The following is an 18,620-nucleotide window of genomic DNA, read 5'->3' as shown; positions in this document are numbered from 1 at the left end:
CGGAATGATTCGTTCCGACTAGCCTGTCGTTGTCCGTGTTCGCCTCCGGCAATTCATGCGTCTCTTCAACGCCCTTTCAGTCCTGCCTCTGCTGTTTCTGCTGAATGCGCCGCCTCTGTGCGCACAGGTCACGCTTGGGTCATCGGGAGCGGAGGGCGAACCGTTTCGCCGGCAAGAGTGGCGTGTGCCGTCACCTGATACCGACACCGCCGCGCTTGCGCTGCTGTTCCGCCCGCCCGGCACGGGTCCGTTTCGGCTCGCTGTCATCGCGCATGCCTCGACGCAGAACGTGCTCCGTCGCGCGCAAATGCCGCAGCCGGAATACCGCGCGCTCGCAGCGTTTCTGGTCGCGCGCGGCTTCGCCGTGCTGGTGCCGGAGCGGCTCGGCCACGGCGCGACCGGCGGGCGCTATGTCGAGGACCAGGGCGGCTGCGACGAAGCGGATTATGCGCGTTCTGCGCGCGCCACCGCCGACGAGATTTCACGCGCACTGGAGTTTCTGCAAAAGCAGGATTTTGTTCGCAAGGATGCCGCCGTCGTGATCGGCCATTCCGCCGGCGGCTGGGGCGCGCTGGCGCTTGCCGGCGCCGATCCAAAGATGATCTCCGCGATCATCGCGTTTGCGCCGGGGCGCGGCGGCCATGCCAATGACGAAGCAAACCGGATCTGCGCGCCGCAGACGCTGCTTGCGGCTGCGGCCGAGCTCGGCAAGGCGGCGCGCATTCCGGTCACATGGCTCGTTGCGGCCAATGACAGTTATTTTGCGCCGGCGTTTTCGCAAAAATTGGCGGATGCGTTTCGCGGCGGTGGCGGCAAGGTCGATTTCCGTACAATCCCAGCCGTAGGCGGCGAGGGCCATTGGATGATCGAGCTCGAGGCCGGCGTCAAAGCCACCGGCGGCGCGCTCGACGCCGCCCTCAACCAAGCCAGGTCTGCGAGGTCCAACAGGCCGTGATGCCAAAATGGCCCGACGACGACGTGATCCTGTTCGACGGCGTCTGCATCTTCTGCTCGCGCTGGGTTCGGTTCGTCGCCAAGCGCGACACGGCCAAGCGGTTTCGCTTCACGCCGATCCAGTCGGACTACGGCGCGAAGCTCGCGCGCAACTTCGGTATCGATCCCGATGACCCCGACACCAATGCCGTGGTCCATGGCGGCGAGGTGTACATGAAGTCGGACGCCGCGCTGACGGTGCTGTCGCAGCTCCCCGGTTGGGGTTGGGTGCGCACGCTGTTCGCCGTGTCAAAATCGCTGCGGGACCCCGTCTACAGCTTCATCGCGCGCAATCTCTACCGCATTTTTGGAAAGTACGATGCGTGCTTCGTGCCCGATGCTGATTTGCGGGCACGGGTGATCGAGTGACTCGTCATTGCTTTGCTGCGCGCTGAGCTCGCAATGACGGAGTTCGTGGTTACGGTTTGCGGAGAGCCGCGAGCACTTCTCCCGCCGCCCGCTCGCCGCTGTCTCGCGCCCCATGCGCCGTCGTGAAGAAATTTGGCGACGTCGCTTCCCCGGCAAAAAACAATTGCCCATCGACCGGCGCAGCCAGCACGGCACGGTCGCCGGCGTGTCCAGGCAGGGCGTGCGAGTAGGAGCCACTCGCAAACGGATCATGGGCCCAGCGTGACTCGTAGAGCGGCTTCAGCTTGCTGCGGATGTCGTTGCCGAGAAAGCCTGCGATTTCGTCGATGCTGTGCGCGGCGATGGCGCCTGCGCCGGCATCTTCCAGCTCGCGGGCAAAACTGCCGCCGAAAAAACCTTCGATGCAGGGTTGGCCGAACGGGCGGATGTGATAGGTGCCCATCTCGGTGCGCATGGTGGCACCGCGCAGGTTGCCTTCTTTCGGGAAAGCTTCGGCGTCGCCAAGCGCCAGCGTCACCTTGTCGTCGACGCCGAGCGGCAGGCCGGCCGCCGCATCGACCTTGGCGGGGAGCGGCGGCGAGAAACGGATTGCTTCCCCGGCGATCAGATTGGTCGGCACCGTCACGATCGCCTTGTCCGTGGTCAGCGTGCCCTGCGATGTCTCGAGACGGATGCGCTGGCCGGAATGATCGATCAGCGTGACGCTGCAATTCAGCGCCACCGGGCAGGGCGCGCCATAGGCGGCGATCAGGGCGCCGTAGCCGCGGCGGACGCGCCAGTTGAGGTCGCTGTCCTCATAGGCGTCCCAGTCCAGCGTCGACATGTCCTTCAGTTCGCAACCGTTGATGTAGGTCGAGACCGCGTCGATCATCGGGTTCCAGCGATTGCCGGGCTCAAGGCTCCGGCTCGCGGGCTCGTCCTTGCCCTTTTGCGCGGCCTGCCAGAGACGCTGATAGAACGCGTCCATCGCGCGCATGAAATCGTCGCGCTCTCCTTTCGGAAACGCATTGCCGAAGGCGCGCTCGCGCCAGGGTGGCAGGTCCTTGTTGACCTCGAAATCGAGTTTTCGTGCGATAGCGACGAAGGAATTTTTGTCCGCCGAGTGCAGCCAACCACAGCCGACATCGAAGGTGACGTCCGGCGAGGCCTGCACGGTCCAGGCCCGGCCGCCGAGGCGGTCGCGGGCCTCCAGCACGATCACAGAGAGGCCGGTGTCTCGCAGCGCATGCGCCGCGCCGAGGCCGGCGGCACCGGCGCCGATGATGGCGACGTCAACGGATGACGGGAGGGAGCCCATGGACGGGCTCTAGCACGTTCGCTATACACGCTAAAGTCACCACAAAGCGAGCCGCTGTCACCCGCGGAGTGCCCTGGGCGTTACGGCTTCAGCTTCGTAGGGTGGGCAAAGGCGCACTTGCGCCGTGCCCACCATTGTCGTCCGGGATTTCGAGTGGTGGGCACGCTTTCGCTTTGCCCACCCTGCGGCACTACGGGGTGAAGTGGCTTACGCCACCGCTTCCTTGGACTTCTCCGCGCGCTTGCGCTCGTTCGGGTCGAGGTGCTTCTTGCGCAGGCGGATAGACTTCGGGGTGATCTCCACCAGCTCGTCGTCCTCGATATAGGCCAGCGCCTTTTCCAGCGTCATCCGGATCGGCGGGGTCAGCCTGACGGCTTCGTCCTTCGAGGTGGTGCGGATGTTGGTGAGCTGCTTGCCCTTCAGCACGTTGATCTCGAGATCATTGTCGCGGGTGTGCTCGCCGACGATCATGCCCTTGTAGACCTTCCAGCCCGGCTCGATCATCATCGGGCCGCGGTCTTCCAGCTTGAACATGGCATAGGCCACCGCCTCGCCCTGGTCGTTGGAGATCAGCACGCCGTTGCGGCGGCCCTGGATCGCGCCCTTGTAAGGCAGGTAGTTGTGGAACAGGCGGTTCATGATCGCCGTGCCCTTGGTATCGGTCATCAGCTCGCCCTGGTAGCCGATCAGGCCACGGGTCGGGGAGTAGAACACCAGCCGCAGGCGGTTGCCGCCGGACGGACGCATCTCGATCAGCTCGGCCTTGCGCTCGCTCATCTTCTGTACGACGACGCCGGAGTGCTCCTCGTCGACGTCGATCACGACTTCCTCGACCGGCTCCAGGGTCTGCCCGGTCTCCGGGTCCTTCTGGAACACGACGCGCGGACGCGACACGGAGAGCTCAAAGCCCTCACGGCGCATGGTCTCGATCAGGATCGCGAGCTGCAATTCGCCGCGGCCGGACACTTCCATCGCGTCCTTGTCCTGGGATTCGACCACGCGCAGCGCGACGTTGCCTTCGGCCTCGCGCAGCAGACGGTCACGGATCAGGCGGCTGGTGACCTTGTCGCCTTCGGTGCCGGCGAGCGGCGAGTTGTTGACGATGAACGACATCGACACCGTCGGCGGATCGATCGGCTGGGCCTGGATCGGGGTCTCGACCGTGGGATCGCAGAAGGTGTCGGCCACGGTGCCCTTGGGCAGGCCGGCGATGGCGACGATGTCGCCGGCTTCCGCGATCTCGACCGGCTGACGCTCGAGGCCGCGGAACGCCAGAATCTTGGAGATGCGGCCGGTTTCCACCAGCTTGCCGTCACGCGACAGCACCTTCACGGCCTGGTTCGGCTTCACGCTGCCGGACGCGATGCGTCCGGTGATGATGCGGCCGAGATAGGGGTTGGCTTCGAGAATGGTGCCGAGCAGCCGGAACGGGCCTTCCTCGACCACCGGCGGCGCCACGTGCTTGATGACGAGATCGAACAGCGGCTGCATGCCGACGTCGTGGGAGGCGTCGGGCGAGTCGGCCATCCAGCCGTTCTTGCCCGACCCGTAGAGGATCGGGAAATCGAGCTGCTCGTCGGTGGCGTCGAGCGCCGCGAACAGGTCGAACACCTCGTTGACGACTTCGGAGATGCGCGCGTCGGGACGATCGACCTTGTTGATGGCGACGATCGGCTTCAGGCCGAGCTTGAGCGCCTTGCCGACCACGAATTTGGTCTGCGGCATCGGGCCTTCAGCGGCGTCGACCAGCACGATCACGCCGTCGACCATCGACAGGATGCGCTCGACCTCGCCGCCGAAATCGGCGTGGCCGGGGGTGTCGACGATGTTGATCTGGGTGTCTTTCCATTGCACCGAGGTGCATTTGGCCAGAATGGTGATGCCGCGCTCGCGTTCCAGATCGTTGGAATCCATGGCGCGCTCAACCTGGCGCTGGTTGTCGCGATAGGTGCCGGATTGCTGTAGCAGTTTGTCGACCAGTGTCGTCTTGCCGTGGTCGACGTGGGCGATGATGGCGATGTTGCGGAGGTTCATGCGTGAGCTTCTTTGCGGTCGGACAATGGGTTAAGCGCGATCTCGCCGGTCAAGCCGGGACCTCTTCACGGACAACGCTGAAACGTGGAAAACGGGGCCTATTACGCCCAAAAGGGCCGCTCGGCTAGATCAGCCGGGCACCCTGTACGTTTGCAGCGCAATATAGGCAAAAACCGCCAAAAAACAATGCGTTCTTTCGGGATTGGTTGATCGAATTTTGCCCGGGAATCCCCGGGACTTAAGGGCAACCCCGTCCGAAACCGGCCGTTTCACCGGGGGACGGGCACATCGATCAGCCCTATACCGGGCTGGGGGCCGCTCCCTCCGTCGGGTAGACCCCGCGCAGCACCTCCTCGAAATGCAGCTTCACGGCATCGTTGCAGAGGCAGGCGCGCAGGCGCAGGCCATCGTGGTTGCGGACCAGGATCGAACCGCGCCGGGTGTCGAGCACGCCTTCGGCCTTGAAGGACTGGAGCACGCGGCTCGCATAGCTGCGGCCGACGCCGAGCAGTGTCGCGAGCTGCTCATGTGTCAGCGGCACGCTGCTTTCGTCGCCGGTCCGCTCCATTGCCGCGAGGATCCACTTCGCCGTGCGCTGCTCGATCGAGTGAATGGCGTTGCAGGCGGTGGACTGGAAGATCTGCGCCAGCATGCAGTCCGCGTAGCGGGCGAAGATGTTGCGCAGCGAGGCTGAGCGAAGCTTTGCCGCTTCCAGCTTGGCGACGTTGACGCGCGCAAACGGGCCGCCGAATTTCACGCAGATGCGGGTGTAGGCCGGCAGAAATCCCTCGCTGACGATGCCGCCCACCGCGCCTTCGCGGCCGACCAGAATGGTCTCGACGTCGCGACCGTCTTCATTGGGAACGAGGAAGGTCGCGAGCGCCGGTCCGCAAGGAAAGTGCACGACCTGGACATCGTCGCCGGGACTGTAGAGCAGCTCATTGGTCGCGGCGTCGTCCACCGTGATGTGCGGCCCGAGCAGCCCGTAGTCCGCCGGGTTCAAACGTCGCAGCAGATTGTTGGCCGGCCGGCTGTCGACCTCGGTTGTCTTGCTGGTGCGCACGTCCATCGTAAATCCCCTGCTCTCCTCTCGACACTAACGAGGTCCGTTCGTCCGTTGTGTGTACAAGTGGACAGACGGCAAAACTGTTGTGTGGTGAGTTTCGTTCCGGGAACCCTCCGATGCGCTGGGCGCAGGCGTCAGGATGAGGCTGTCCTGATCGGAAAATGATGCAGACCTCGATAGCCAGGATCATGATACCTGCTTCCCCGGACGGCTTGGCCGATGTCCCCGCCGATGTCCTCATCGTTGAGGACGATCCGATCATTGCGATCGATTTCGAGGATCGCCTGCTCGGTTTCGGCGTGACGAGCGTGCGCACCGTGGGATCGGTGGCGCAGGCGCTGGCCGCGATCGCGGCGCGTGCGCCGGATTTCGCGCTGCTCGACGTCGAGCTTGGCCGCGAGAAGAGCTTTGCCGTCGCCGATCGGCTGACGGCGGCGCAAATTCCCTTCGTCTTCGTGACCGGCTACGGCGCCGAAACCAGCATCCCGGCCGCATTCAAGGCGCGGCCTCGGCTGCAGAAGCCCTGCTCGACCGACGCCCTGGAGACCGCGCTCCGCAGGGGCGGAGCGTGATCGGCTGTCGCGAACGGCTCAAGCCAATTTCGGATCGAGCGTGATTGACCAGAGCGCGACATCGGCGCGGTCGCGCAGCGTCACCGTCATCTGGCCGGAGGCGCCGTCGATCTTGACGTGGCCGAAGAACTGCATGCCGGCGGATGGCGGCAGGTTCTGGTTGTCCTTGCCCGGCGCTTTGACGAAACGCACCTCAGGCCCAAAGGTGTTGTCGAGCGGGGCTGGACCGAACGTGCCCGCATGCAGCGGGCCCGAGACGAACTCCCAGAACGGCTCGAAATCCTGGAACTGCGCCTTGTTGGGATCGTAAAAATGCGCGGCGGCGTAGTGCACGTCTGCGGTCAGCCATACCGTGTTGCTGATCGGCGCCATCTTGATGAAGCGCAGGAGGTCGGCGATCTCGAACTCGCGGCCGCGCACTGGGCCGTCTCCTTGCGCGAACGCTTCAGATCCGCCCTTCGGTGTGTCTGAAACAACCAGGCTGAGCGGCATGTCTGACGCGATCACCTTCCAGGTCGCGCGCGAGTTCAGAAGGCCGCGCTTGAGCCAGGCGATCTGGTCCGGGCCGAGGAAGTAGCTCGCGGCACCGTAAGCGGTCTCGAGATTGGGGCCGTTCGGGCCGCGATAGCTGCGCTCGTCGAGCATGAACACGTCGAGATGGGGCCCGTAGGAAATCTGGCGGTAGACCCGGCCCGGCTCGCTGATGCTCTCGCGCATCGGATACATCTCGTGGAAGGCGCGCGCGCCGCGCGCTGCGAGCAGCGCGATGTCGCGCTCCCTGTAGGTCGCCGGCAGCTCCTTCGACAGCGACCAGTTGTTGGTCACCTCGTGGTCGTCCCACTGCACGAAGATCGGCACTTCGGCATTGAAGGCGCGGAGATTGTCGTCGGTGAGATTGTATTTGTGCGCGGCGCGGTACTCGTCCAGCGTCTCGGCGACCTTGGCCTTCTCCGGAATCGTGACGTTCTTCCAGATCTTGCCGTCGGCGAGCTTCACCTCGGATGCAATCGGGCCGTCGGCGTAGATCGTATCGCCGGAGTGCAGGAAGAAATCCGGCCGATGCTTGCGCATCGCGGAGAAGGTGAACATGCCGCCGTCATCCGGATTGATGCCCCAGCCTTGTCCGGCAACGTCGCCGCCCCAGACGAAGCTGACATCGCGGCGGTCGGCGGGCGCGGTGCGGAAGCGGCCGACCACCGGCTCGCCCTCGACCGCGGTGTGCGAGAGATCGCGGAAGCGGACTCGGTAGAAGATGTCCTGTCCGCCCGGCAGGTTCTCGATCAGCATCTTTGCGGAGAAGTCGCTCTCGGGCAGCGCGGCGATCGGCGGCAGCGCGCGGGCGTCCTTGAACGACTCGGTCGTCGCCACGTCGACCAGCATTTGCGCGGGCCTGTCAGTGCGCGCCCAGACCACGCCGCCATCGACGGTGACATCGCCCGACTGCACGCCATGCGTCACCACGGGCCGGTCGGCCGCGCGCGACAGATGCGGCATCGCGATCGCGCCGAGTGCGCCGGCGCTGGTGGTGAGGAAGCGGCGGCGGGAGAACTTGATCTTCATGGAGAGTTCGCTGGTTGTCTCGCGCGCATCTCGCGCAGTCATTCCCGGGGGCGCGCTCCGCGCGAATCCGGAAGGACAGCGAAAGCTATATTGAGACAATGTGACGCGGCAATTACGCCGCGCAAGCGGTTACGCGTTGCCGGCGGCCCGGAATTGCGGGCCTGTGCGTTGCGGGTTTTGTGGCATGGTGAACAGCACCGCCTTGCGGTCGGCAACGGCTGCGTGGAACTGATCGAGCACGATGTTGAAGGCTGTGAGCGCACCCTCTTCAATCGCGCCGTGATCGTAGCAGCGCAGCGTGTCGCGCAGGATCTCGTCGGCTTCGGTTTGCATCAGGTCGAGCTCTTCGGTCGTCTCGCTCTTGCGCGCCGTCGCGATCATGTCGAACAGGCGTTCGCGCAGATGACTGTTGTTGTCGCGCTCGTCCTTCTTCAGATAGCCCGCGAACCAGGCGCCGATCGAGCCCATGGCCGAGAGCCCCATCAGGCTCCACCAGATGTAATCGCTGTATTTGTCGAGGAAGGTCTTCTCCTCGCCGTCGACGAAGGCGGCGGCGCCGGGATGCACGGGAATCACCGCATCCTTGTCGGTGTCGGGCGTTTCGATCTTCGCCGCCAGCGGGAATTCGGTCACCAGTTGCTGCCGCACGGCGAAGAGCTGGCGCGTGAACGCGGCGATGGTGGTCTCGGGGACACCCTTGCGTGCGACGATGTGGTGCGCGAAGCTGATGGTCTTGACTTCATCCTCCGGTCGAGCCGGCGAGCCGCCATAGGTGCCGGCGGGAATCTCCGAGGCTTCGTAGACCGGGTGGTTCTGCGCGATCGCGTCGGCGGAATCGACGGCGAGGAAGATCGGCGTGCCGCCGTCCCTGGCGGATGCCGCGATCGCATCCGACGTGATCTTGCTGTTGACGGGACCCGCCGCGAGGTAAGCGTCGGCTTTCTGGGCCTTGATCGCCTCGGCGGCCTCGTTGGCCGGGAACTGTATGATCTCGACCTTGGCGGGATCGACGCCGTATTGCTGCAGAATCACCTTGAGCAGATTGACGTTGGCCTGGGTGCGGCCAACCACGCCGACGCGATGGCCGGCGAGCTGCGCGATCTTGGTGATCTTCGCGCCCTTCTTCTTGCCTTTGCCGGGCACCGACCACAGCACCACGACGTTCTTGCGCAGGGTCGCGACCGCCTGCGCATTCTTCGGCACGTCGACGTCGCCTCGCACGATGGCGAGATCGACCTTGCCTTCCGCGAGCGCCTCCGCACTGGCGGTGGCACCGTCGGTCTGGATCGGCCGCAGCCGCACAAAGCTCTTGTTCTGTGTGAATGCCTGCGTCAGCGCCTGCACGACCTTGAGGTCATCGCTGTTGGCCGGACCGACCGCGATCTTCAGCGCCACTGGCCGCATCGCGAAATAATAACCGCCGGTGAGCCCGCCGATGATGGCAAGCACCAATGCGAGAGAGACGAGCGCCGTCCGCCGCGCTGCGGATCGCGGCGACGTCGGGACGGGCGTTTCGGCCAGGTCCAATCCCCCGGTCATCGATCTCCCAAACAGGCGCTTCAGGCTCAGTTTCATCTTGGCCGGCGATTTACGCCCGTAATTGTAGCAAATTTCTTGTCCGGCGGGGTTACATCTCCGTCATGGTTAGCGGATGGACGAAATCGCGGTTGAACCCGGGCCCTACGCACGGTGTTAGGGTAAAGTTCCCCTGAAAACGGAGGCCATCATGGCAGAGCGGCTGACGGCGGACGCACGCAAGCAGGCACTGGGCGCCATCCCGGGCTGGACTGACATTCAGGGCCGGGACGCCATCGGGAAAACCTTTGTCTTCAAGGATTTCAACGAGGCTTTCGGCTTCATGACCCGCGCGGCGCTGGTGGCCGAGAAGATGGACCATCATCCCGAATGGCGTAACGTCTACAAGACGGTGGAGGTGGTGCTGTCGACCCATGACGCCGGCGGCGTCACCAAGCTCGATATCGCACTCGCCCAGGCCATGAATACCTTCGCCAAGCTGACACCAGGCTGACATCTTGCGGAGAGCGGCCGCCTCCCCATGTTGTGATCGACACCGGATGCGGCCATCGGCCGCGCCGGACTGAACGGAGAGTTTTGGACCATGGCTGCCGAGCACAGCGTCGGTTTCGAGCCGGCCGATCGGCTCGCGGAAGATCGCGAGAGCGTGCGCCGCCGCTTCTGGCGCAAGCTGAAGCGCGTCGCTGCGCAACTGCCCTTCGCGGAAGATCTGCTCGCCGCCTATTACTGTGCGTTCGACCGGCAGACGCCGCGCCATGTCCAGGCGTCGCTGCTGGGCGCGATCGCCTATTTCATCCTGCCGTTCGATTTCGTCCCCGACGTGATGCCGATCCTCGGCTTCACCGATGACGCCGCCGTGCTCGCCACCGCGCTCCGCATGGTCGCCAGCCACATCACGTCGGAGCACCGCGAAGCCGCCCGCGCCGCGCTGAAGCGCGGGGTGGATGAGGCCGCGGTGGACGCGGAAGCGGCGTAGCTGACGCGCATTCAAACACACCCACCTCGGTCATTCCCCGCCTTCTGTTTAGCCCGGACAGATCACTGACGGGTGTTCGGAGACATAGCTGACACATCAACATTGGCTGGATTGGTCCGATTCGGGAGGCCGTCCATGCCCTGGAGTGAGGTGTCAGTAATGGATCAGCGCCATGAGTTCGTGCGGCTGGCCTTGCAGGAAGGCGCCAATCGGCGCGAGCTGTGCCGGCGGTTCGATATTAGTCCTGACGTCGGCTACAAATGGCTGCGGCGCTGGCTGGCTGGCGATCGGGAGCTGGCCGACAGCTCGCGGCGGCCGCATGCGATGCCCAGGCGCAGCGAGCCTGCGGTCGAGACGCAGGTGCTCGCGGTGCGTGACAAGCATCCGGCCTGGGGCGCGCGCAAGATCGCCCACTGCCTGAAGCGGAACGGCCAGACGGTACCTGTGCCGTCAACGGTGCACCGGATCCTGTGCCGGAACGGCCGGGTCAAACCGAGCGAGAATGCGCCGCCCAATCCGGGACACCGCTTCGAGAAGGAAGCACCCAACCTGCTGTGGCAGATGGACTTCAAGGGCCACATGCCGCTCGCTGACGGCACGCGGTGCCATCCGCTGACCATCGTCGACGATCACTCGCGCTATGTCCTGTGCCTGAAGGCGTGCGCCGACGAACGGCGTCTTACCGTGCAGGATCACCTGACGGCGACGTTCCGTTGCTATGGCCTGCCGGAGGCCTTCTACACCGACAACGGCTCCCCCTGGGGCGATACGTCCGGCGTCCGCTGGACCGGATTGAAGGTGTGGCTGCTCAAGCTGGGCGTCAGGGTGGTGCATGCCCGGCCATGTCACCCACAGGCCCGCGGCAAGAACGAACGCTTCCATCGCACGCTGAAGGCTGAAGTCTTTGCGATGCGTCGCTTCCGCACTCTCCCGGAAGTCCAACGCGCCCTTGATGCCTGGCGGCCGGTCTACAATCTGGAGCGCCCCCACCAAGGCCTCGATATGCACGTTCCCGCCGATCGCTTCCGACCGAGTGCCCGTGCCATGCCGGCCCGTGTCCCGAACGTCGAGTACGACAGCGGCGAGATCGTGCGCAGGGTCTCATCGACAAGACCCTACATCTCCTTCAAGGGACGCTTCTGGAAGGTTCCTCAGGCCTTCGCACGCGAACGGCTTGCCATCAGGCCGCTGGATCGTGACGGCCATTACGGCATCTTCTTCGCCAGCTGGCAGGTCGCATCAATCGACTTGACTAACCGCCAACCTGTCAGTGATGTGTCCGAACAGGTGTCAGCCATGTCTCCGGACTAAACACTTCGCGGGCGATGACAGCTGATGTGTTGATGCCGCTTGCCCCAACCACCGTCATTGCGAGCGAAGCGAAGCAATCCAGACTGCCTCCCCGGCGAGAGACTGGATTGCTTCGTCGCTTCAGCGCAAAATTGCTCTGCAATTTTGTCGCGAGCTCCTCGCAATGACAACCCTCACTTCTTCTCCGCCTGCGCCCTCGCCTTCTCCGCGTCCCACGCCTGGAATTGCCTGAACAGCGCCTCCCTGTCCGTATCGGTCACCTTCGCGGCCGCGGGGCTCTGCTTCAAGAACGCCTCGAAACGCTGGCGTGTCACCGGTTCGACGCCGTGCTTGTCGAGCCATTGCTGCGCCACCGGCAATCTGTTCCAGCCGGACAGCGGCGCCGAGAGCGAGACCTCCTTCCACTTGGGATGGAAGGGCGGGTTCTGGAGCGCGGGGAATTTCGTGAAGAACGCGTCCACGAACAGGGCGAGCTTGCGATAGCGCTCGGTGTTCGGCGCCCAATTGTAGGCCGCCAGCACCGCGGGCACCGCGATCGTGTCGACGCTCTCGCCCTCCCTGATCAGGTTGGGATAATCCTTGGCCGTCAGTGTCGCCGGCAGGTAGTCGCTCTGGAGCGGCTTGGCATAGTCGACCTTCGCGAGATGGAAGCGGCCGTCATTGCCGAAGGTCGAGACCGACTTGTACGGCTTGCCGCCGACCACGATGACGGCGTCGATCTCGCCGGCCTTCAGCTTCTCCATCGCGATGCGCTGCTCGACATAGACGAACTTCGCCTTGATCCCGAGACGCTCGAACACGGTGAGCGCGGTGACGAAGGTGCCGCCGTTCGGCAGATCCACGCTGACCGTCTTGCCCTCGAGGTCTTTCAGCGTCGCGACCGATTTCGGCGCGATCACCTGCATCTCCTCGTTGTAGAGCTTGGTCACGTAGGTGAACTGCCGCTTGATGTCCTTGGCAAAGCCCTTGCGCTCGAGATAGTCGAGCGTATCGGCCCGGACGATTCCGAGGTCGACACCCTGCAGGAACAGGATGTCGGCAACGCTCTGCACCGAGCCGCGGCCGACGATCGGCAGCACGCGGATCCTGTTGCCGTCGTCGAGCACGGAGGCGAGATCGGCACCGAATTGCACATAGGTGCCGCCGATGGTGCCCGTGATCAGCGTGACGGTGTTGGCGTTCAGTGCCTGTTTGGTCGACGTCGATCCGAACTGGAAGATCGCCTTCAAACTGTCGGAGACCTTGGCCGGATCGTATTCGGTCTGCTCGGCGCGCGCCGCGAAGGCGCAGATGGTCATGATGGCGGCAAGCGCCATGCTCAAAGCGTTACGCATGATGTCCCCTGGAGATGTCTAGTTCGAAAGCCGGGCAAGGCGCTGCTGCGCCTCCGCCGATCCGAGCGTTGCGGCCCGCTGGTACCAGTCGCTTGCGACAGCCGCGTCGGCGATGATGCTCCGCGCGTCGCTGGTCCCCAGCACCGCGGGATCATAGGTCTGCGCCAGCAGCAGCGCGGCCGCTGCGTCGTTCGCGTTGGCCGCGCGTTCGAGCAGCAGGCGCGCCGCGACGATGTCGCCGACGCCGATCATGCTCCTGGCGCGCGTCATCAGCCCTGTCAGCGTGTCGGCGTCGAGCGTCCTCACAGGCGCGGGCGGTGCCGGCTGTGCTGCGACAGGTGCCGCCGCGGGGACGGGGATTGGCGCTTGGGCTTGCAGCGCAATCTGATAGGCGCTTGCGATCGCCTCGCGGCTCGGCTCCGGCGGTGCAGGATGGTTCTGTGTGTCGGCGCTCGCCAGCTTCGTGTCGGTCACGCGGGCGGGATCCTTGAGTGGGGCCTGCCGCGCGACCGGTGGATTGACCGGAGCGACGGTCTGCTCGGAAGCCTTGCCGGTGTTGTCGGCGATGAGATTCAGCAGATCGGCCTGAAACAGGACGGTCAGGATTGCCGTGGCGGAGATCGCGAGCGCAGCAGCGAAAAGGAGCTGGAGCATCCCTGTTCTGGAACGCAGTCCCAGCGGCGCATATTCCCGCGGATCCGGCTCCCCCAGCGGATCGGACAGGAACAGCGGCATTGGATCGTCGGAAAAGTCGGCCCGTGCGGCGCGCGCACGGATATAGGATCTGGCAGGCGGACGTGATGCGAATTGATCGGAGTCGAACGCCCGCGACTCCCTGGACGGACGGTATGCCGTCGTCTCCATGGTGATGCTCCCCATTACTGACGCAACGCAGGGGCAGTCCCGGCTTCAGTCTTCTTGTTGTTGTCCAGAAGCGCCCCGCAAACTGGAACCGGTAAATCGCCGTCCGATTCAGCCCAAAAGACGACGGCGGTTTGAGCGAATCTGGAGATATTTGGGTTTCATTACGGCGAGGCGGCGGAATGCACCGCAATTTTGGCGGCAATGGTTGGGGGAATTTTACCAGGCGGCCGTGGGTACCACTGCGCGTCCCGCACCCACTGTCGTTCCCCGCGAAGGCGGGGAATCCAGTACGCCGCGGCCCATCGGTTAAATCTCTGACGTCTCTGGAATACTGGGTCGCCCGGGCAAGCCGGGCGACGACAGTTGCGTGCGCTGAAGCAGTTGCGATGGCTTCGCTTTCACGGGTGCAGGATCACCTTGCCCATGGCCTGGCGTCCCGCCAGCACCTTCAGTGCATCGGCGGTCTGCGCCAGCGGGAAGGTGCGGTCGACATGCGATGAAATCTTGCCTTCCGCGGTCCACTTCACGAGCTTCTCGAGATTGGCGCGGTTCTTCTCCGGATTCTGCCGGGTCCAGGCGCCCCAGAACACGCCGCGGATGTCGCAGCCCTTCAAGAGCGCGAGGTTGAGCGGCATCTTCGGAATGTCGCCGGCGGCAAAGCCGATCACGAGGAAGCGGCCTTCCCAGGCGATCGAGCGCAGCGCCTGCTCGGCATACGCGCCACCCACGGGATCGAAGATGATGTCGACGCCCTTGCCGCCGGTGAGCTTGCGCAGGCCTTCCTTCAGATCTTCCTTGCCGTAGTTCAGAGTCAGCTCGGCGCCATGTGCTTTCGCGAATTCGAGCTTCTCGTCCGACGAGGCGCAGGCGATGACCTTCAGGCCCATCAGCTTGCCGAGCTCGCAGGCGGCAAGTCCGGTGCCGCCGGCAGCACCGAGCACCGCGAGCGTCTCGCCGGGCTTGGGGCTGGCGCGATCTTCCAGCGCATGCAGCGCGGTGCCGTAGATGATGATGATGCCGGCCGCGCGGTCATAGTCGAGATTGTCGGGGATTTTCACGATCGACGCCGCCGGCAGCGCGATCTTCTCGCGCGCGCCGTTGTGGCCGCAGGAGGCGACGACGCGGTCGCCGACCTTCACCTCGGTCACGCCGGGACCGACGCTCTCGATCACGCCGGCGACTTCGGCGGCCGGCGAGAACGGGAACGGCGGCTTGATCTGGTACTTGCCCTGAATCATCAGGATGTCGAAGAAGTTCAGCGCCGCCGCCTTGATCGCGATCACCGCTTCGCCGGGGCCTGCCATCGGATCCGGTACATCAGCCAGAACGAGGTCGTCGGGCTGGCAATATTGCGAGCAGAGTATGGCTTTCATGGCGGTACCTTCTTGAGAAGTACTGGGCGTTTCGAGTGGAATTATAGTTGACCCGTTTCTGCCGGATTTAGACCCGGGCGACAATCCGGTTTCTTTGCCCAAAGCGATGCGCAGGCCTATCCTGGCGTCATTGCGAGCCAACGGGTCCGCGCGAAGCGCGGCCCGATGACAGGCTCCGCGATGCAATCCAGACTATTTCCGCGAGACGGGCTCAGGATTGTTTCGCTGCGCCCGCAATGACGAAGCAAGAACAAGAAGAAGGATTCAAACGATGTTTGAAACAGGTCTGCTCAAGGACAAGCGCATCCTCGTCACCGGCGGCGGCTCGGGTCTCGGCGCGGCGATGGGAACGCGCTTTCTCGCGCTTGGCGCCGAACTCGTGATCTGCGGTCGCAAACTCGATCGGCTCGAGGCCACGGCGAGCGAGATGCGCGCGCAGACCGGCGGCAAGGTCACCACCATCGCCTGCGATGTTCGCGACGGGGGTGCCGTCGAGAACATGATGGACGCGATCTGGCGCGAGGCGCCGCTCGATATCCTCGTCAACAATGCTGCGGCGACCTTCATCGCGCAGAGCGAGCACCTGTCCTTCCGCGCGGCCGGCGCGATCCTCGCGCCGACGCTGCACGGCGCGATGTACTGCACGCTCGCCGCCGGCAAGCGCTGGATCGACGGCGAGCACAACGGCGTCGTGCTCTCGATCCTCTCGACCTCGACCATCACCGGCCGCGCCTTCACCGTGCCGTCGGCAATGGCGAAGTCGGCGGTGCTGGCGATGACGAAGAGTCTCGCGGTCGAGTGGGGTCCGAAGGGCATCCGCACCGTTGCGATCGCGCCGGGGCCGTTCCCGACAGCCGGCGCATCCGGCCAGCTTCGCCCGGAGGGCCGCGACGAAGGCTGGACCGCGCGTAACCCGATGGGCCGCACCGGTGAGCACGGCGAGCTCGCCGATCTCGCCAGCTTCCTGGTCTCGGACCGCGCCGGCTACATCAATGGCGAGATGGTGGTGATCGACGGTGGCGCGCATTTGCGCAGTTCCGGCGCCGAGGATCTGTTGCGCTGGACCGACGCACAATGGGCCGAGCAGCGCGCCGCGCGCTCCCGCGGCTGACCCGCTAACTGCCTTCCCAAATTGAGCTTTCCCCGCTATTCCTGCTGCGGGGACAAAGCGCGGCCGGGCCATCTTCCAGTCACAATATTGAGGGAACCACTCCAGGCATGTGGCGGGTGCTGATTCTAGCTTTGACGACTGTTGTGGCCTGGGGAGTGACCGATCCTGCGCGGGCGCAGACGGCGCAACCGGCACCCAAGGCTGCACCGAAACCGGCTGCACCGAAAGCGGCGGCGCCGGCGGCCAACCCGGCTGCGAAGAGCGCGGCAAAACCCGAGAGCAAGCCAGCGGCCCTGCCCGCAGCAGTTGCTGGCGGCGCCGAGCCGACCCTGATCGGTCAGTTCGGCACCTGGGGCGCCTATTCGGCAACGCCCAACGGCAAGAAAGTCTGCTTCGCGCTGGCCAAGCCGTCGTCATCGAAGACCAACCCGCCGAATCGGCCGCGCGATCCCGCCTATGCCTTCGTTTCGACCCGGCCGTCGGAGAAGGTGAACAACGAAGTCTCGGTCATGATCGGCTACGCGCTGAAGCCGGGCTCGGAATCCTCGGTCGAGGTCGGCGGCGCTGCCTTCGCGATGTACACGCAGGGCGACGGGCTCTGGATCAAGAACGCGGCCGAGGAGGAGCGGATGGTCGAAGCCATGCGCAAATCCGCCGATCTCGTGGTCAAGGGCGTCTCGGCCAAGGGCACGGAGACGACAGACACGTTTTCGCTGAAGGGTCTTGCCCAGGCGCTGGACCGGATCTCGCAGGATTGCCGGCGTTAAGGCTGCACGTGGTATCACGGTCGCAATCGGCGGTTCCGGTTGCTATATAGGGCCGGTTCCAGATTTTTCGCCGTCATGGCCGGGCCTGTCTCGGCCATCCACGCGTTACCGTCACTGAGGAAAGACGTGGATGCCCGGGTCAAGCCCGGGCATGACGAGTTTAGACAGCAATAGTTCTAGGCCATTCAATGCAACCGACGACCGAGCCGCACAACGCAATCCTGGTGGAGAAGACTCCACTCGAAACCTATGTGCCGCCGGCCAAGCCGTCGCTGATCGGCCTGTCGCGCGCCGAGCTTGCCGACCGCCTCGGCGAGATCGGCGTCGCCCCGGCGCAGCGCAAGATGCGGGTGCAGCAGCTGTGGCACTGGATGTATTTCCGCGGGGCCCAGAACTTCGACGAGATGACGTCGGTCTCGAAGGGCATTCGCGGCGAGCTTGCGCAGCACTTCACGGTCGACCGTCCCGAAGTCGTGGCCGAGCAGATCTCCAACGACGGCACCCGCAAATGGCTGCTGCGTCTGCCGAGCGGCGACAATGTCGAGCGTGCCCATGAAGTCGAGTGCGTCTACATCCCCGAGACCGATCGCGGCACGCTCTGCGTCTCCTCGCAGGTCGGCTGCACGCTGAACTGCTCGTTCTGCCACACCGGCACGCAACGCCTGGTGCGCAACCTCACGGCGGGCGAGATCGTGGGTCAGATCATGGTCGCGCGGGATCGTCTCAACGATTGGGCCGATCGCGAGGACGGCACGCGCCGCGTCACCAATGTCGTGATGATGGGCATGGGCGAGCCGCTCTACAATTTCGACGCGGTGCGCGATGCGCTGTTGATCGTCGGCGACAATGAAGGCATCGGCATTTCCCGCCGCCGCATCACGCTGTCGACCTCGGGGGTGGTGCCGAACATCGTGCGCGCCGGCGAGGAGATCGGCGTCATGCTCGCGATCTCGCTGCATGCGGTGCGCGACGAATTGCGCAACGAGCTGGTGCCGCTCAACCGCAAATATCCGATCAAGGAACTGCTGCAGGCCTGCCGCGACTATCCCGGCGCCTCGAACGCCCGCCGCATCACCTTCGAATATGTGATGCTCAAGGGCGTCAACGATTCGCTCGACGATGCCAAGCTGCTGGTGAAAATGCTCAAGGGCATCCACGCCAAGATCAACCTGATTCCGTTCAATCCATGGCCCGGCACCGCCTATGAATGTTCGGACTGGGACCAGATCGAAAAATTCTCCGAATACATCTTCAACGCCGGCTATTCCTCGCCGGTGCGCACCCCGCGCGGCCGCGACATCCTCGCCGCCTGCGGCCAGCTCAAATCGGAGACCGAAAAGCTTAGCGTCCGCGAACGCGAGGCGCTGCGCGCCATGGCGATGACGGATTGATGGATCATGCCCGCGCTCTCGCATCCCCATCATTGCGAGCGTAGCGAGGCAATGACGAAAACGACG

The 18,620-nt window shown here is 64.6% G+C and carries 17 protein-coding genes; 9 read left to right on the top strand and 8 right to left on the bottom strand.

Features of this window, described 5'->3' with window-relative positions:
- Positions 1-55: 55 nt before the first annotated feature.
- Both WHZ77_RS33035 and WHZ77_RS33030 read left to right on the top strand, forming a co-directional pair.
- Positions 56-955: an alpha/beta hydrolase family protein gene (locus WHZ77_RS33035; RefSeq protein ID WP_375311746.1), complete on the top strand. Its 900-nt coding sequence runs from the start codon at positions 56-58 to the stop codon at positions 953-955.
- Complete coding sequence (locus tag WHZ77_RS33030; RefSeq protein ID WP_375311745.1) at positions 955-1,362, top strand: thiol-disulfide oxidoreductase DCC family protein; 408 nt, start codon at positions 955-957, stop codon at positions 1,360-1,362. The genes WHZ77_RS33035 and WHZ77_RS33030 overlap by 1 nt, the downstream gene beginning before the upstream one ends.
- A 49-nt stretch (positions 1,363-1,411) precedes the next feature.
- Here WHZ77_RS33030 and WHZ77_RS33025 read toward each other — a convergent pair whose 3' ends face one another.
- The 3 genes from WHZ77_RS33025 to WHZ77_RS33015 form a co-directional block, all read right to left on the bottom strand.
- On the bottom strand, positions 1,412-2,659 hold the full coding sequence (locus tag WHZ77_RS33025; RefSeq protein ID WP_375311744.1) for a flavin monoamine oxidase family protein: 1,248 nt from the start codon (positions 2,657-2,659) through the stop codon (positions 1,412-1,414).
- Between the two features lie 207 nt (positions 2,660-2,866).
- A complete protein-coding gene (gene typA, locus WHZ77_RS33020) occupies positions 2,867-4,693 on the bottom strand; it encodes a translational GTPase TypA (protein WP_375311743.1) in 1,827 nt (608 codons plus the stop codon).
- A gap of 298 nt (positions 4,694-4,991) precedes the next feature.
- On the bottom strand, positions 4,992-5,762 hold the full coding sequence (locus tag WHZ77_RS33015; RefSeq protein WP_375311742.1) for a Crp/Fnr family transcriptional regulator: 771 nt from the start codon (positions 5,760-5,762) through the stop codon (positions 4,992-4,994).
- A gap of 185 nt (positions 5,763-5,947) precedes the next feature.
- Between WHZ77_RS33015 and WHZ77_RS33010 the strand changes: the two genes are divergently transcribed.
- Positions 5,948-6,331 carry a response regulator gene (locus WHZ77_RS33010; RefSeq protein ID WP_375311741.1) on the top strand — a complete coding sequence of 128 codons (384 nt, stop codon included), beginning with the start codon at positions 5,948-5,950 and terminating at the stop codon, positions 6,329-6,331.
- 18 nt (positions 6,332-6,349) lie between these two features.
- On the opposite strand, the gene WHZ77_RS33005 is transcribed toward WHZ77_RS33010, so the two are convergent.
- Together WHZ77_RS33005 and WHZ77_RS33000 are read right to left on the bottom strand one after the other, a co-directional pair.
- Positions 6,350-7,891 (bottom strand): alkaline phosphatase D family protein, encoded by a 1,542-nt coding sequence (locus tag WHZ77_RS33005; protein WP_375314864.1) that lies wholly within the window; start codon positions 7,889-7,891, stop codon positions 6,350-6,352.
- A 129-nt stretch (positions 7,892-8,020) separates the two neighbouring features.
- Complete coding sequence (locus WHZ77_RS33000; protein ID WP_375311740.1) at positions 8,021-9,466, bottom strand: TAXI family TRAP transporter solute-binding subunit; 1,446 nt, start codon at positions 9,464-9,466, stop codon at positions 8,021-8,023.
- Between the two features lie 151 nt (positions 9,467-9,617).
- Here WHZ77_RS33000 and WHZ77_RS32995 point away from each other — a divergent pair, with 151 nt between their 5' ends.
- The 3 genes from WHZ77_RS32995 (at position 9,618) to WHZ77_RS32985 (ending at position 11,714) form a co-directional block, all read left to right on the top strand.
- Entirely contained in the window at positions 9,618-9,920 is a 303-nt protein-coding gene (locus WHZ77_RS32995) for a 4a-hydroxytetrahydrobiopterin dehydratase (RefSeq protein WP_375311739.1), read from the top strand.
- Positions 9,921-10,010: 90 nt separating this feature from the next.
- Positions 10,011-10,403, top strand: a complete 393-nt coding sequence (locus WHZ77_RS32990) for a YkvA family protein (protein ID WP_375311738.1) — start codon at positions 10,011-10,013, stop codon at positions 10,401-10,403.
- 135 nt (positions 10,404-10,538) lie between these two features.
- Entirely contained in the window at positions 10,539-11,714 is a 1,176-nt protein-coding gene (locus WHZ77_RS32985; protein WP_375311030.1) for an IS481 family transposase, read from the top strand.
- A 173-nt stretch (positions 11,715-11,887) separates the two neighbouring features.
- On the opposite strand, the gene WHZ77_RS32980 is transcribed toward WHZ77_RS32985, so the two are convergent.
- The 3 genes from WHZ77_RS32980 to WHZ77_RS32970 all read right to left on the bottom strand — a co-directional run bounded on the left by WHZ77_RS32980 (position 11,888) and on the right by WHZ77_RS32970 (position 15,285).
- Entirely contained in the window at positions 11,888-13,048 is a 1,161-nt protein-coding gene (locus WHZ77_RS32980; RefSeq protein WP_375311737.1) for a TAXI family TRAP transporter solute-binding subunit, read from the bottom strand.
- 18 nt (positions 13,049-13,066) lie between these two features.
- Positions 13,067-13,912: a hypothetical protein gene (locus WHZ77_RS32975; RefSeq protein ID WP_375311736.1), complete on the bottom strand. Its 846-nt coding sequence runs from the start codon at positions 13,910-13,912 to the stop codon at positions 13,067-13,069.
- Positions 13,913-14,310: 398 nt separating this feature from the next.
- Positions 14,311-15,285: an NADPH:quinone oxidoreductase family protein gene (locus WHZ77_RS32970; protein ID WP_375311735.1), complete on the bottom strand. Its 975-nt coding sequence runs from the start codon at positions 15,283-15,285 to the stop codon at positions 14,311-14,313.
- Positions 15,286-15,556: 271 nt separating this feature from the next.
- Between WHZ77_RS32970 and WHZ77_RS32965 the strand changes: the two genes are divergently transcribed.
- The 3 genes from WHZ77_RS32965 to rlmN all read left to right on the top strand — a co-directional run bounded on the left by WHZ77_RS32965 (position 15,557) and on the right by rlmN (position 18,554).
- Positions 15,557-16,396: an SDR family oxidoreductase gene (locus tag WHZ77_RS32965; protein ID WP_375311734.1), complete on the top strand. Its 840-nt coding sequence runs from the start codon at positions 15,557-15,559 to the stop codon at positions 16,394-16,396.
- Between the two features lie 107 nt (positions 16,397-16,503).
- Positions 16,504-17,163, top strand: a complete 660-nt coding sequence (locus WHZ77_RS32960; RefSeq protein ID WP_375311733.1) for an invasion associated locus B family protein — start codon at positions 16,504-16,506, stop codon at positions 17,161-17,163.
- A 188-nt stretch (positions 17,164-17,351) separates the two neighbouring features.
- Positions 17,352-18,554, top strand: a complete 1,203-nt coding sequence (gene rlmN, locus WHZ77_RS32955) for a 23S rRNA (adenine(2503)-C(2))-methyltransferase RlmN (protein WP_375311732.1) — start codon at positions 17,352-17,354, stop codon at positions 18,552-18,554.
- Positions 18,555-18,620 lie beyond the last annotated feature (66 nt).

The sequence above is a fragment of the Bradyrhizobium sp. A5 genome (assembly GCF_042076515.1).
Taxonomy (GTDB): domain Bacteria; phylum Pseudomonadota; class Alphaproteobacteria; order Rhizobiales; family Xanthobacteraceae; genus Bradyrhizobium; species Bradyrhizobium cosmicum.
Note: the sequence above shows the minus strand (reverse complement) of the source record. Positions and strands in the feature narration are given on the sequence as shown.